The sequence below is a fragment of the Streptomyces sp. NPDC004647 genome (genome assembly GCF_040609575.1).
Classification (GTDB): domain Bacteria; phylum Actinomycetota; class Actinomycetes; order Streptomycetales; family Streptomycetaceae; genus Streptomyces.
The window spans coordinates 50,525-63,387 of sequence record NZ_JBEXKU010000030.1 but is presented as its reverse complement, the minus strand read 5'-3'; the positions used below and the strand labels follow the sequence as shown (position 1 = coordinate 63,387).

The following is a 12,863-nucleotide window of genomic DNA, read 5'->3' as shown; positions in this document are numbered from 1 at the left end:
TCGCTGCACCGGCCCGGCGAGCCGGTGCAGAACGGAGGGTCCTAGCCGCGGGGCAGCACGGTGGACAGGACTCCGGGCAGCGGGTACCAGTCGCTCGTCGCGAAGCTCGCGTGCTCGGCGGCGAGGGCGGAGAAACGGGCCCGGGCGTCGGCCTCCGGGGGGCGCACCGGGTCGATGGCGGGGGAGACGCCATGCGCGTCGGTCATGATCAGCAGGTAGTGGTGCTGGTCGTACCAGGCCGTATCGATGCCGCTGTCCGTCACATATCCCGACGCGTCGCCGTCGAAGACCACGAACCAGGGGCGGATCGCCGCCTCGCTGTAGCGGCCGCGCGGGTCCCCGCCGGCCGCGCCGTGGACGGCGGGGAAGGAGGTGGCCCGGGGGAGCGTGCCGGATGCGGCCAGATTCCGCAGATGGCCGGCGTACTCGCGGTCGGTCCACAGCGAGTCGAAGGGGTTTTTCTCCTCGACGGTGCCGGGGATCAGCTCGATGAGGAACTTGCCCGCGAGTGCCGAGCGGGCCGGCCAGCCTCCCGCCTGCACCGCCGCGTCGAGGGTGGCGTGGCCGCCGAGCAGATCGGCGGGGCGGAAGAGCGCGTCGCCGAGCTTGCCGCCGAGCAGGGCGTCGAACTCGTCGGGGCCCAGGCCGCCCTTGTCGTTGAAACCGTCCTTCATTTCTATCTTGAGCAGGACGGGGCGGTGGCCGGGGTTGGCGTCGTGCCATGCCCTGATGTCGGCGAGGCAGCCGTCCAGGCTCTGATTGCGCGACTTGGTGCGCAGTTCGGCCGGCGACGCCGCGTTCTCGCAGTTGTTGTCGCTGCCCAGCGGGTTGTTGTGCGAGACCCGCCACTTCTTGCTCAGCCCGTTCGTCCAGACATCGAGTTCCAGGAGCCCGGCTCCGGAATCCAGCGCGTCGGCGAAGTAGGGGTACTTGTCCTTCTCGTACGCATTGTGCACGCCCACCGCGGTGCTCCCCGAGTACGGGAGGTCTCCGGTGTCCGGTGTCCGGGCGCCCGCCGGCGCCGCCGGGACGAGAAGTGCCGCGGCCAGCAGGCCCACGGCCGCACCGGACGCACCGGAAGTGCGAAGTCTGCGCATGGTGATGCCACCTTCAGTTGGGGGGTGGTGAAAGTGGCAGCAGATTACGGGAGTTGGCGCTCCATCAGGCGACCCCGGGTGAAAGCGAAGGGGTCCGGCGTCGGTGTCCGGCACGTCGTCAAGACGACAGACAGGCGACAAAGCACTTGCCGGGATATGCCGGATAGATCGAACATGAGGGGGTGCAAGCCGTTCGCTGGACCGAAGACGAGGACACCCGATCCGCCAGATGGCAGTCCGGGAGCGGAGCGCCACCGCCGCGGCGCGTGGTGACCGCGGACGACCGGATGCGGGCCGACACCGCCTACCGCCTGGCCTGCGAGGGCACCGCCATCCTGTGGCGCGGCGACTTCCACAACGCGCGCCGGCTGCTGGAGGCGATGGGGCGGCGGGCGGATCGCGGGCGGCGCCGCGAGCCCTCGTCACCGGCCGAGGCATTCCACCTGCACCGTCAGGCACAGTCCCGGCGCGCTCGCACGCTGTCGATGCTGCTGGTGCCGGTCGAGCCCGGCTACCACATCCCGCTGCGCCGGGCCCCCGACGTACGACTGGCCTGCACGGAGGCGTACGGAGTGGCGGAAGGGCCGTTGGTGATACCGCTGCGCGAGCTGCTGGGCCTGATCGGCGCGCACGAGTGGCGCAGGAAGGGCGTGGCGGTCCCCGCGCTCGGCGGCGACCCCATCCACCCGCACTACGGCGTGTTCTCCCCGGTGCGCGGCGAATACGTGCGGCTGGTGGCCGAAGCCCCGTTGCCCGCGCGCACGTCGGCGTTCGACATCGGCACCGGTACGGGCGTCCTGGCCGCGGTCCTGGCGCGCCGCGGAGTGCGGCGGGTCGTCGCGACGGACCAGGACCCGCGCGCGCTGGCTTGCGCGCGCGAGAACCTGGCGCGGCTGGGGGCCGGCCGTACCGATGTCCTGGAGGCCGACCTCTTCCCGCCGGGGCGCGCAGCTCTCGTCGTCTGCAACCCGCCGTGGGTCCCGGCGCGGCCCGCCACGCCCCTCGAACACGCCGTCTACGACCCGGGCAGCCGCATGCTGCACGGCTTCCTGGCCGGCCTGACGGCACATCTGGAGCCGGGTGGCGAGGGCTGGTTGATCCTCTCCGACCTCGCCGAGCACCTCGGCCTGCGGACTCGCGCCGAGCTGCTCGAGGCCTTCGACAGAGCCGGGCTGGAGGTGGCCGGGCGGATGGACACCCGGCCGGTCCACCCGCGGGCCGCCGATGTCACCGATCCGCTGCACGCGGCCCGGGCGGCCGAAGTGACCTCGCTCTGGCGCCTCGTAGCCCGCTGGACGCCCTGAACTCCCGCACGCCCTGAACCCTTCAACGCCTGAGTGCACCGCACCCGCCGCACGCGGTCGCTCAGCTGTCCTCTTTGTTCTCTCGGTCCTCGCGCGGCGCGCTGTCATCGGTCCGGCGGCGGATGGTCCGCAGCGGACTTCCCGGCCGCCAGACCTGCACGACCAGATCCTCGCCCTCGACGCAGGTGCGGACCACTTCCGTCACCTCCACGCGGAAGAGGTGGAACGGCTCCGGAGGCTGCACCTCGTCGGCGAAGCGGGAGATCACCGCCGGGTCGGTCACTTCGACGGCGTGTCCGCCGACGCGGACGTCGCCGCCTTCCATGGTGGTGTCCGGCCCCGGATTCGCCTGGACCGAGAACCGCGGATCCCGCCGCAGATCCAGCGCCTTGCGCGACTGCGGCATCATGCCGAGCCACATCTCACCGAAGCGGAAGTCCACTTCGATGCCGGTGACCCGTGGGGCGCCGTCCCGGCGCAAGGTGGCGAGCACTTGGTGCTTGAACTGCTGGAAACGCTCCTGAACGGTCTTGGCGAAGTCGGACTCAGCGGCTTGGAAGCCTGCCCAAGGGGTCGTCATGGCTTCATGATTCCTGGTCAGACCCGACATCCTCTGTCGCCTTCTGCCTGAGGCGTGTCGAGACCGCCTGCGGCCCGCCGACCTCAGTGCGGCGACGCGGCTTCGCCCTTCGGACCGCTCTCCTGGACGAACAGCTCGATCAGGTCGCTGATGCGGCGGTCGGCCTCGGCCGGGTGCCGGAAACCGCTGTCCGTGTGAATCGTGTAGCGATTCCGGCGGCCGACCCGGGTACGCGTGAGGTAGCCGGACGCCTCGAGGTCGGCGACGATGGCCTGAGCGGCCCGCTCGGTGATGTTCGCGACGGCGGCGACGTCCCGCAGCCGGCTGTCGGGATGCCTGGCGAGCTCCAGCAGTACCCGGGCATGACTGGTGAGGAAGGTCCAGCTTCCGTCCTGGCGCGCGTCCCCGGCAGCACTCATGCTCCCAATCCTACGATCCGCAGTTCGTATGTCAGCCCTCGAAGCGGGCTGCATTCCGCGACTTTCCCCGATCAATGTTTAGCGAATAGATGTTCGTGTATTTGTTGACATGAGTTTTGAGCGGGCAGACGATCGGAGCAAGCATCCGAGTCAGGGGATGGACGTACTCATGACCGAGTACCGGGACTTTCCGCTCGATCGCGGGACCGGCCCGCCGGACGCCGGACTGGCCGGACTCGCGGAGCAGGCCGCCTCGTGCAACCCCGCCTGCTGCGGAGCCACCGCGACGGTCGTCGCCCGGGACGCCGGCCACGGCGAACCGCCGCCGACCGCCGTCACCCACCCGGACCTCGCACCGCTGGTCTCGGTGCAGTGGGAGTCGGGCGAGGGGCCCATACCGTCCGCCCTGGAGACCGGCCGCCCGGCTTCCGCGGAGGACCTGCTGCGCGACGAGCGCTGGCCCGGCTACCGCGCGAAGGCCCTGGACGCGGGTGTGCGGGCGAGTGTGACCGTGCCGTTCCGCCGCCAGGATCTGGCGGTGACGCTCACGGTCTACGGCTTCCGCCCCGGATTCCTGCGGGACGCGGCGCACGGGGCGACCGTACTCCTCGGCGACCTGGCCACCACCGGGCTGCTGCGCGACCGCCACTACCGAGAGGTGCTCGCCGAGGTCGACCAGCTCGACACCGCACTGCGCACCCGTCCCGTCGTCGATCAGGCCTGCGGCATCGTCATGTACGTGCTGCGGTGCGACGCGGACACCGCCATGACACTGCTGCGCCGCCTGTCGCAGCGCACCAACCGCAAGCTGTCCGACCTCGCCGAGGCCCTGGTCCGTACCCGAGGACACGGCCTCGAGGCGCAGCTCGCCCGCCTGGCCGAACAGCTCGGGCGGACGCCCGGCGCCGCGGCGGAACCGACACTCGGCCACGGACGCGCCGCCCGTCGCGCGGAGCACGGCGCTCTCTCCCAGCGTCGGTCCCCAGAGCCGGTCAGCCCGTTTCCGGAGGAGCACCTCTCATGACCACCCTGCAGCACTCGGCCCATGTCAGCGTCCACCTCACCGACTGTGCTCCAGAGGACGCGGACACGGTTTTCGAGCATTTGAGGGCAGCCTTCCCGGCGGTCGTCGACCGTGAGATCAGGGAGCACTGCGAGCGGCCTCCCGAGGTGGCCAATCCGATGGTCTGGATCGAGACCTACGACGTACGGACCCGGGCGGAGACGGCGGAACCGGTCGCTCTGGGCGGTGCGGTGACGGCCGATCTCTTCGGCAGCCACCGCTCCGTCCATGAGGTGAGGGCAGCCCTGAGACGTTCCTTCCGCGTCGAGGAGGAGGGCCATATCGTCCCCGGCGACCAGGAGGTGCAGGTCCGGCTCGAGCTCCGTCACCGGGCCACCGTGCCGTCCTGACCCGCCAGGAGGCGCGCGTGGGCGCGGGCTTCAGCAGATGCGGGGCAGCTGCTCGCCCAGTGGCAGGTCCACCACGCGCGTTCCTCCCAGCCCTGTGCGGGCCACGACCATGCCGGGGTGCTCGGCCACACACTCGCCGATGACGGCCGCACCCGTGCCCAGCGGATGCGTGCGCATCGCGGCGAGTACGCGGTCCGCGTGCTCGCGCGGTACGAAGGCCACCAGCCGGCCCTCGTTGGCCACGTACAGCGGGTCCAGACCGAGGAACCCGCAGGCGTTGACGACGGCCTCCGGCACCGGGACGCTGCGCTCGGTGAGCGCCACCCCGGTGCCGGAGGCGGAGGCGATCTCATGCAGCGCGGTGGCCAGGCCCCCGCGCGTGGGGTCGCGCAGTGCGTGCAGATCCGGGGTGGCCGTGAGCATGACCTCGACCAGGCCGCCCAGCGGCGCCGTGTCGCTGATCAGCTCCACGCCGAACTCGAGGCCTTCACGGACACTCATGATCGCCACGCCGTGCATGCCGATGGGGCCGCTGACGATCACCACATCGCCCGGTACGGCGCGTTGCGGGCGGATGTCGACACCCTCGGGGATCAGCCCGATCCCCGAGGTGTTGATGAAGACGCCGTCGCCGTGGCCCGCGTCGACCACCTTGGTGTCCCCGGTGACGACGCTGACGCCCGCCGTCGCGGCGGCGTCCCCGATCGCCTGCGCCACCTTCCCGACCACGGAGAGCTCGATGCCCTCCTCGAGGATGAACGCACAGGACAGGTACGCGGGCCTGGCGCCGCTCATGGCCAGGTCGTTGACCGTGCCGTTGACCGCCAGATCGCCGATGCTGCCGCCGGGGAAGAACAGCGGCCGCACCACGTAGGAGTCGGTCGAGAAGGCCAGCCGGGCGCCGCCCAGCGTCACAGCGGCCGAATCGGCCAGGCCGGACAGCGTCTCATTGCCGTAGGCGGGGGCGAAGAGATGCTCCACCAGCTCCGCCGACAGCGCCCCGCCGCCGCCGTGCCCCATGACCACCACCGGGGTGTCGCACAGCGGGAGCGGACACGACCAGGCGGTCGGGTCCGGGAGCGGGGCCGCGTCCGCGGCCGCCGGGAACGGGAGATCCGTCGTCTCAGCCAACGGGGGACGCCTCCTTCGGGGATACCGGCCGGTCCAGGCGCCGGTACAGGTAGTAGGCGGCGCAGGCGCCCTCGCTGGAGACCATCGTGGCGCCCAGCGGATTGCGCGGTGTGCAGGTCGTGCCGAAAGCGGCGCACTCGTGCGGCTTGATCAGGCCCTGGAGCACCTCGCCGCTGCGGCACGCCTCCGGCTCGCGGGTACCGGCGCCGGTGACCGCGAAGCGGTGCTCGGCGTCGTACTCCCGGTAGGCCGCGGACAGCCGCCAGCCGCTGTCCGGGATCGTGCCGATCCCGCGCCACGCCCGGTCGGTGACCTCGAAGACCTCCTCGAGCATGCGCAGCGCCGCCGGGTTGCCACCGGCCTGGACGGCCCGCGGATAGGCGTTGTCGACCCGGTGCTCCCCGCGCTCCAGCTGGTGGACCGTGCGGCGGATGCCCTCCAGGATGTCCAGTGGCTCGAAGCCCGTCACCACGATGGGGACCCGGAACCGCTCGGCGAGCTCCGGGTATTCGGCGATCCCCATCACGCTGCACACATGGCCGGCGGCCAGGAACGCCTGCACGCGGCACACCGGGGACCGCATGATCGCCTCGATGGCGGGCGGCACCCGCACATGCGAGACCAGCAGGCTGAAGTTCTCGATGCCCAGGCGCCGGGCCTGGTGGACGGCCATCGCGTTGGCCGGCGCGGTGGTCTCGAAGCCGATGGCGAAGAAGACCACCTGACGGCCGGGGTTCCGCTGCGCGATGTCCAGGGCGTCCAGCGGCGAGTACACCACCCGTACGTCCCCGCCGGCGCTCCTGACCCGGAACAGGTCGCGGTCGGAGCCGGGCACCCGCAGCATGTCCCCGAAGGAGCAGAAGATCACGTCGGGCCGGGAGGCGATCTCCAGCGCCTTGTCGATCATCTCCAGCGGTGTCACGCACACCGGGCAGCCGGGACCGTGGATCAACTCGATGGATTCGGGCAGGAGTTGGTCGATACCGTGCCGGATGATCGAGTGCGTCTGGCCGCCGCAGACCTCCATCATCGCCCACGGGCGGGTCACGGTGGCGTGGATGTCGTCCAGCAGCCGCCGTGCCAGTTCCGGGTCGTTGAACTCGTCGATGTACTTCACCGGGCACCCTCCTGTGCTGCCGTGGGCGCGGCGCTCCCGGGCCGGTCCGTCCCGGCCTCCGCCGCGGCGCGCTGCCATGCGTCGCCGAACTCCTCCTCCAGGAGCCCGAGGTGTTCGAACAGCTCCAGCGACGCCTTGGCCGATTCCTCATCCAGCCGTTGCAGTGCGAACCCGACATGGACGATCACGTAGTCGCCCATTCCCGCCTCCGGGACATAGGCGAGGCAGACGTCCTTCACCACCCCGCCGAAGTCGACCTGCGCCATGCGCGTGCCGTTGCGTTCCTCGATACCGACCACCTTGCCGGGCACTGCCAGGCACATGGGCTCTCCGTTCGTCGCTGGTCTCGTCGCTGGTCATTTCCGCGCTACGGGCCCGCGCCGCGTGCCGCCACGACCAACTGGCCGAGGGCGAGCCCGCCGTCGCCCGGCGGAGCCTGCCGGTGGCGCAGCACCGCGAAGCCGCTGCCGCCCAGCTGCTCGGTGCAGGCCTCCTCCAGCAGCGCGTTGGCGAACACCCCGCCGGACAGCGCGGCCGTGTACACCGCGCTCTCCCGGCGGTGGAGGCGGCAGACCGCCGCCACCGCGCCCGCGACCGCCCGGTGGAAACGCGCGGCGATCACGGCGCGCGAGATGCCGTGGCGCAGGTCGGTGACGATCGCGCGCAGTACGGGTGCGGGGTCGAGCAGCGTCGCCGACCTGCCGCTGCCGGGGACCGGCCGGCGCAGCGCGAAGGTGTATCCGGGCCCGCTGTCCGTCCACGCCGTCGCGGCGGCGGCCTCCAGTTCGATGGCGGCCTGTGCCTCGTACCCCGCCCGATGGCACACCCCGGTCAGTGAGGAGACGGCGTCGAAGAGCCGTCCCATGCTGGAGGTCGGCACGCAGGCGAGGCCGCGGTCCAGCTGCCGGCCGAGCAACTGCCGTTCTTCGCTCGAACAGGCGGCTACGCAGGGCAGGTCCGCGTCCCAGGCGATACCGGCGGTGCGCAGATGGGACAGGGCCATGCGGCAGGGGTTGGTGACCGCGGCGTCGGCGCCGGGCAGCGGGACATACGCCAGATGTGCCAGGCGGCGGTACCGGTCGTAGTCGGCCAGCAGTACTTCGCCGCCCCAGACCGCGGCGTCGTCGCCGTAGCCCGTTCCGTCGAAGGCGACGCCGATGACCGGCGCGTGGCCGTCCAGGCCGTTCTCCGCCATGGCCGAGGCGATATGCGCATGGTGGTGCTGCACCAGCCGCAGGGGGCGCCCGGCCGCGTGGCGGCTCGCCCAGTGCGCGGAGTGGTAGCCGGGGTGCCGGTCCGCCACCAGGACCCGGGGGGCGACGCCGGTCAGCGCGCGCATCCGCCGCTCGGTCCGCTCGAAGGCCCGTACGGTCTCCAGGTCCCCCATGTCCCCGATGTGCGGCGAGAACCACGCGCTGCGATCCTCGGCGAGGCAGAGCGTGTTCTTGAGGTCCCCGCCGACGGCGAGGGACGGCCGCACCGCGACCGGGAGTTCGATCGGGGAGGGGGCGTAGCCGCGGGACCGGCGCAGTACGGTCTCGCTCCCGTCGGGGCGCACGCGCACCACCGAGTCGTCGCAGGGCACTTCGATGGCCCGGTCGTGCCACAGCCAGGCGTCGGCCACGCCGGCCAGCCGCGTCAGCGCCTCGCGGTCGTCGGTCACGATGGGTTCGCCCGAGCGGTTGCCGCTGGTCATCACCAGCACCCTCGGTCCCGGCGGGTCCCCGGGCAACCCGAAGAGCAGCTGGTGCAGCGGGGTATAGGGCAGCATCACGCCCACATCCGGGCTGCCGGGGCAGACTTCGGCGGCCAGCGGGCCGGGCTGCCCGCCGGTGGCGGTGCGGCGGCGCAGCAGCACGATCGGCCGGAGCCGGCCGGCGAGGACGCTCCGTTCCGCCGGGCTGACCGGGGCGAGGCGCGTGGCGGTGGCGAGGTCGGCCGCCATGACCGCGAACGGCTTGCCGCCGCGGGCCTTGCGCTTGCGCAGGGTGGCGACGGCATCCGCGTCGGCCGCGTCACAGGCGAGGTGATAGCCGCCGATGCCCTTGACGGCCAGGATCGCCCCGGACGCGAGCATCCGGCGCGCCTGGGCGAGCGCCTGTTCGCCTTCGACCCGGGTCGCGCCGGTGCCGGGCGCCGGGGTGAGCCGCAGTTCCGGGCCGCAGGACGGGCAGGCCACCGGCTGTGCGTGGAAGCGCCGGTCGGCCGGGTCGGCGTACTCGTGAGCGCAGGCCGGGCACAGGGGGAAGGCGGCCATGGTCGTGGTCGCGCGGTCGTACGGCAGTGCGGTGGCGATGGTGAGGCGGGGACCGCAGTGGGTGCAGGTGATGAACGGGTGGCGGTGCCTGCGGTCCCGCGGATCCGCCAGCTCGCGCAGACAGTCCGCGCAGGTGGCGATGTCCGGCGGCAGCAGCGTACGGCCCTCGCCCTGCTCCGAGGGCCGGATGGTGAAACCCTCGGTGCCCAGGGCCGGCACCTCTTCGTAGCTGACGGAGGTGACCACTGCCGACGGCGGCGCCTGGTCGCCGACCCGTTGGCAGAACGCCTCGACGGAGCGGGGCTCGCCCTCGACTTCGGCGACGACACCGTCCGCGTTGTTGCCGACGCACCCCGACAGGGCCAGTCCGGAGGCGAGACGGTGGACGAAGGGCCGGAAGCCCACGCCCTGCACGACGCCTCGTACGAGGACTCTGCGCCGCAGCGGGGCCTGCTCCGGACCGTCCACCGGAGCGCCGGTCATGACGCCGGTTCGGATGCCGTCATGTGCTCATGGACGTGGCCGTGGGAGTGCGCTCCGGCGAGCGGTGGCCGGTGCGGCGGTGACCCGTCGCATGCGGCCAGGACGCGGTTCAGGACCGTCTCGACTCCCTGGCCGGTACGGGCCGAGGTCCGCAGTACCTCCACCCCGGGGTTGATCCGCCCGATGTTCGCGGCGAACTCCTTCTCGTCGAAGCCGACGGCTTCCGCGAGGTCGGTCTTGCTGAGGACGACCAGGTTCGCCAGTCCGAACGCGGTGGGGTACTTGACCGGCTTGTCCTCGCCCTCGGTGACGGACATGAGCACCACCCGCAGCGTCTCGCCCAGGTCGTAGGAGGCGGGGCAGACCAGGTTGCCCACGTTCTCCACGAACAGCACACGGGTGCCGTCGGGGAGCCAGCCGTCCAGATGGGCGCGGACCTGATCGGCCTCCAAGTGGCACAGCCCGCCCGTCAGCACCTGCTTCACGAGCGCCCCGGATCTGGCCAGCCGCACGGCGTCGTTCTCCGTGGCGAGGTCGGCGGTGATGGCCGCCACCGGGATTCCACGCTCGGTCGCCCAGGTCAGGAGGAGTTCCAGCAGCGCCGTCTTGCCGCTGCCCGGGCTGGACAGCAGGTTGACGGCGGTGACCCCGCGGTCCATAAGGTCCTCGCGCAGCGAGGCGGCCAGGCCGTCGTTCTTCGCCAGCACGGCCTGTTGCAGGTCGACAACTCGACACATCACGCGCTCTCTCCTTGTCGCACTTCCCGCGTGCCGGGGCACGCGGTGTCCGCCGGGAGCCGTACGCCGACCAGGTCGAGCTCGCGGCCGGTGAGCAGTTCCGTCGTCGTCCGCTCGCACTGCGGGCACCACAGCTGCGGCGGTGTGCCCACGGCGAACTCCAGCTCGCAGGAGGTGCAACGGGCCGATCCGGGCACGTCCTCGACGTCGAGTTCCGCGCCGTCGAGCATCGTGCCGGCGGTGGCGACCTCGAACGAGAAGCGCAGGGCGTCCGCCACCACCCCCGAGAGTTCCCCGATGCGCAGCCGCACCGACTCGACCGAGGAGGCGCCGTGATCACGGGCGGCTTTCTCGGCGCTCTCGACGACGGCGGCCGCGATGGACAGTTCATGCATGGGCCATCACCGTAGGCACCGCCCGCGGGCCCTCCGGCGGACCCGGCCCTGGCTGCCCGCGATTTCCCCCGGGCGGCGCAAGAGCGGGCGAGCCTGGGCCCCGGCCGGGGTCTCCTGAGCAAGCATCACCCTCCGAGAGAACCCGGCCAGGAGGCGCGATGCACATCCTGCTCGTCGCGAGCGCGTTCAACAGTCTGACGCAGCGGGTCCACGCCGAGCTGGCGGACCGTGGGCACACGGTGGCGATGGAGCCGGCACTCGGGGAGGCGTCGATCGTGGAGGCCGTACGGCGCCATGCGCCGCGGCTGGTCGTCGCGCCCATACTGACGACGGCGATCCCCGAGGACGTCTGGTCCGCCCACACCTGTCTGATCGTGCACCCCGGGCCGCCCGGGGACCGCGGTCCCTCGGCGCTCGACTGGGCGCTCCACGAAGGCGCCGAGCGGTGGGGGGTGACGGTGCTGCAGGCCGAGGCGGAGATGGACGCGGGGCCCGTCTGGGCGTCGGCGTCCTGCGCCGTACCGCCCGTCGGCAAGAGCGATCTGTACCGCGGCGAGGTCGCGGACGCCGCTGTGGAGGCGGTGCTGCTCGCCGTGGAGCGCTTCGCCTCGGGAACGTACGTTCCCCGTCCGCAGAACCCGGACGACGGCCGCGGGCAGCGCCGGTACTTCGGCCAGGACCTGCGCCGGATCGACTGGGCCTCGGATCCCACCGGAACCGTCCTGCGCAAGCTGCGCGCCGCTGATTCTCAGCCCGGGGTGCTGGACGCGTTCCTGGGCGGTGAGTGGTATCTGCACGGCGGCCATCCCGAGGACCGGCTGTGCGGCCGGCCCGGTGAGGTGCTGGCCACCCGGGCCGGCGCGATCTGCCGGGCGACCGCGGACGGCGCCGTGTGGATCGCCGAGCTGAGGCCCCGGCGGCGGCCGGGGGGCCCGAGAACGTATCGGCTGCCGGCCGTCTCGGCGCTCGGCGACCGGCTGCCGGACGTGCCCGAACTGACGCCGGAGCTGTGGCCCCCGGCCGGGCACCGCACCTGGGCCGATATCCGCTACGACGAGAACGGGCGGACCGGTTTTCTGCGCTTCTCCTTCCCCGGCGGGGCGATGAGCACGGGGCAGTGCCGACGGCTGCTGTCGGCGTACCGCTTCGCCTGCTCCCGGCCGACGGACGTGCTGGTCCTCGGCGGCACGCGGGACTTCTTCTCCAACGGCATCCATCTGGGCGTGATCGAGGCCGCCGCCGACCCCGCACAGGAGTCGTGGGCCAACATCCAGGCGATGAACGACCTCGTGGAGGCCGTGCTGACCACCACCGACCGGCTGGTCGTCGCCGCACTCGGAGGCAACGCCGCCGCCGGGGGAGTGATGCTCGCACTGGCGGCGGACGAGGTGTGGTGCAGGGCGGGTGCGGTCCTCAACCCGCACTACCGGCTGATGGGCCTGTACGGATCGGAGTACTGGACGTACACCCTGCCCCGCCGGGTGGGCGCCGCCGAAGCGGAGCGGCTGACGCGGGAGGCGCTGCCGGTGAGCTCCGCCGCTGCCCTGAAGGCCGGGCTCGTGGACCGCGTGCTGGCCTGCGGCCCCGGGGAATTCGCCGGGGACGTCGCCCGGCTGGCCGCCCGGCTGGCCTGCGAACCGCTGCTGCATGCACGGATCGGGGAGAAGAAGGCGGCGCGGGAACGCGACGAGGAGGTCAAGCCGCTGCGCGACTACCGGGCCGAGGAGCTGGTATGGATGCGCCGCGCCTTCTTCGGCCCGGAGGAGCCGTACCACGCGCTGCGGACCGCCTTCGTACGGAAGGAGCGCCCCTCCCCGACACCGGAGCGGATCGCCGAGCGGGCACCGGACCGGGCGTGTCCGAGTTGTGACTAAATGTGCATCATGTCAGCCTTCCTGGAGACGTGGTCATCGGACCGCGTTCCCACCCG

Annotated in this window: 13 protein-coding genes; 4 read left to right on the top strand and 9 right to left on the bottom strand. The window is 72.2% G+C overall.

What is annotated here, in order from left to right:
• Window positions 1–41: 41 nt before the first annotated feature.
• Window positions 42–1,097, bottom strand: a complete 1,056-nt coding sequence (locus ABZW18_RS15920) for a phosphatidylinositol-specific phospholipase C domain-containing protein (protein ID WP_356187595.1) — start codon at window positions 1,095–1,097, stop codon at window positions 42–44.
• Window positions 1,098–1,363: 266 nt separating this feature from the next.
• On the opposite strand from ABZW18_RS15920, the gene ABZW18_RS15915 reads away from it, so the two are divergent.
• Window positions 1,364–2,401 carry a class I SAM-dependent methyltransferase gene (locus ABZW18_RS15915; RefSeq protein WP_356187593.1) on the top strand — a complete coding sequence of 346 codons (1,038 nt, stop codon included), beginning with the start codon at window positions 1,364–1,366 and terminating at the stop codon, window positions 2,399–2,401.
• Window positions 2,402–2,462: 61 nt separating this feature from the next.
• Here the strand turns inward: ABZW18_RS15915 and ABZW18_RS15910 are convergent, their stop codons facing one another.
• Window positions 2,463–2,981: a pyridoxamine 5'-phosphate oxidase family protein gene (locus ABZW18_RS15910; protein WP_356187591.1), complete on the bottom strand. Its 519-nt coding sequence runs from the start codon at window positions 2,979–2,981 to the stop codon at window positions 2,463–2,465.
• Window positions 2,982–3,064: 83 nt separating this feature from the next.
• Window positions 3,065–3,400: a MarR family transcriptional regulator gene (locus ABZW18_RS15905; RefSeq protein WP_356187589.1), complete on the bottom strand. Its 336-nt coding sequence runs from the start codon at window positions 3,398–3,400 to the stop codon at window positions 3,065–3,067.
• 169 nt (window positions 3,401–3,569) lie between these two features.
• On the opposite strand from ABZW18_RS15905, the gene ABZW18_RS15900 reads away from it, so the two are divergent.
• Together ABZW18_RS15900 and ABZW18_RS15895 are read left to right on the top strand one after the other, a co-directional pair.
• Entirely contained in the window at window positions 3,570–4,424 is an 855-nt protein-coding gene (locus tag ABZW18_RS15900) for an ANTAR domain-containing protein (RefSeq protein ID WP_356187587.1), read from the top strand.
• A complete protein-coding gene (locus ABZW18_RS15895) occupies window positions 4,421–4,813 on the top strand; it encodes a hypothetical protein (RefSeq protein ID WP_356187585.1) in 393 nt (130 codons plus the stop codon). The genes ABZW18_RS15900 and ABZW18_RS15895 overlap by 4 nt, the downstream gene beginning before the upstream one ends.
• 30 nt (window positions 4,814–4,843) lie before the next feature.
• Here the strand turns inward: ABZW18_RS15895 and hypE are convergent, their stop codons facing one another.
• From hypE to hypA, 6 genes are all read right to left on the bottom strand, one after another.
• Complete coding sequence (gene hypE / locus ABZW18_RS15890) at window positions 4,844–5,833, bottom strand: hydrogenase expression/formation protein HypE (protein ID WP_356187629.1); 990 nt, start codon at window positions 5,831–5,833, stop codon at window positions 4,844–4,846.
• 103 nt (window positions 5,834–5,936) lie between these two features.
• Entirely contained in the window at window positions 5,937–7,061 is a 1,125-nt protein-coding gene (gene hypD, locus ABZW18_RS15885; RefSeq protein ID WP_356187583.1) for a hydrogenase formation protein HypD, read from the bottom strand.
• A complete protein-coding gene (locus tag ABZW18_RS15880) occupies window positions 7,058–7,384 on the bottom strand; it encodes a HypC/HybG/HupF family hydrogenase formation chaperone (protein ID WP_356187582.1) in 327 nt (108 codons plus the stop codon). The genes hypD and ABZW18_RS15880 overlap by 4 nt, the downstream gene beginning before the upstream one ends.
• A 44-nt stretch (window positions 7,385–7,428) precedes the next feature.
• Window positions 7,429–9,801, bottom strand: coding sequence for a carbamoyltransferase HypF (gene hypF, locus ABZW18_RS15875; RefSeq protein ID WP_356187580.1), 2,373 nt, complete (start codon window positions 9,799–9,801; stop codon window positions 7,429–7,431).
• Complete coding sequence (hypB, locus tag ABZW18_RS15870; RefSeq protein ID WP_356187627.1) at window positions 9,798–10,538, bottom strand: hydrogenase nickel incorporation protein HypB; 741 nt, start codon at window positions 10,536–10,538, stop codon at window positions 9,798–9,800. Before hypB ends, hypF begins: the two co-directional genes overlap by 4 nt.
• Window positions 10,538–10,933, bottom strand: coding sequence for a hydrogenase maturation nickel metallochaperone HypA (gene hypA / locus ABZW18_RS15865; protein ID WP_356187578.1), 396 nt, complete (start codon window positions 10,931–10,933; stop codon window positions 10,538–10,540). The genes hypB and hypA overlap by 1 nt, the downstream gene beginning before the upstream one ends.
• A gap of 158 nt (window positions 10,934–11,091) precedes the next feature.
• On the opposite strand from hypA, the gene ABZW18_RS15860 reads away from it, so the two are divergent.
• The gene (locus ABZW18_RS15860; RefSeq protein WP_356187576.1) at window positions 11,092–12,807 is read left to right on the top strand and encodes a hydrogenase maturation protein; all 1,716 of its coding nucleotides are present in this window, start codon (window positions 11,092–11,094) and stop codon (window positions 12,805–12,807) included.
• Window positions 12,808–12,863 lie beyond the last annotated feature (56 nt).

Excerpts from the sequence above, each read along its gene's own strand:
- ABZW18_RS15920 (WP_356187595.1), bottom strand. The coding sequence starts at position 1,097 with ATGCGCAGACTTCGCACTTCCGGTGCGTCCGGTGCGGCCGTGGGCCTG.
- ABZW18_RS15910 (WP_356187591.1), bottom strand. The coding sequence starts at position 2,981 with ATGACGACCCCTTGGGCAGGCTTCCAAGCCGCTGAGTCCGACTTCGCC.
- ABZW18_RS15905 (WP_356187589.1), bottom strand. The coding sequence starts at position 3,400 with ATGAGTGCTGCCGGGGACGCGCGCCAGGACGGAAGCTGGACCTTCCTC.
- ABZW18_RS15900 (WP_356187587.1), top strand. The coding sequence starts at position 3,570 with ATGACCGAGTACCGGGACTTTCCGCTCGATCGCGGGACCGGCCCGCCG.
- ABZW18_RS15895 (WP_356187585.1), top strand. The coding sequence starts at position 4,421 with ATGACCACCCTGCAGCACTCGGCCCATGTCAGCGTCCACCTCACCGAC.
- hypE (WP_356187629.1), bottom strand. The coding sequence starts at position 5,833 with ATGGGGCACGGCGGCGGCGGGGCGCTGTCGGCGGAGCTGGTGGAGCAT.
- ABZW18_RS15880 (WP_356187582.1), bottom strand. The coding sequence starts at position 7,384 with ATGTGCCTGGCAGTGCCCGGCAAGGTGGTCGGTATCGAGGAACGCAAC.
- hypF (WP_356187580.1), bottom strand. The coding sequence starts at position 9,801 with ATGACCGGCGCTCCGGTGGACGGTCCGGAGCAGGCCCCGCTGCGGCGC.
- hypB (WP_356187627.1), bottom strand. The coding sequence starts at position 10,538 with ATGTGTCGAGTTGTCGACCTGCAACAGGCCGTGCTGGCGAAGAACGAC.
- hypA (WP_356187578.1), bottom strand. The coding sequence starts at position 10,933 with ATGCATGAACTGTCCATCGCGGCCGCCGTCGTCGAGAGCGCCGAGAAA.
- ABZW18_RS15860 (WP_356187576.1), top strand. The coding sequence starts at position 11,092 with ATGCACATCCTGCTCGTCGCGAGCGCGTTCAACAGTCTGACGCAGCGG.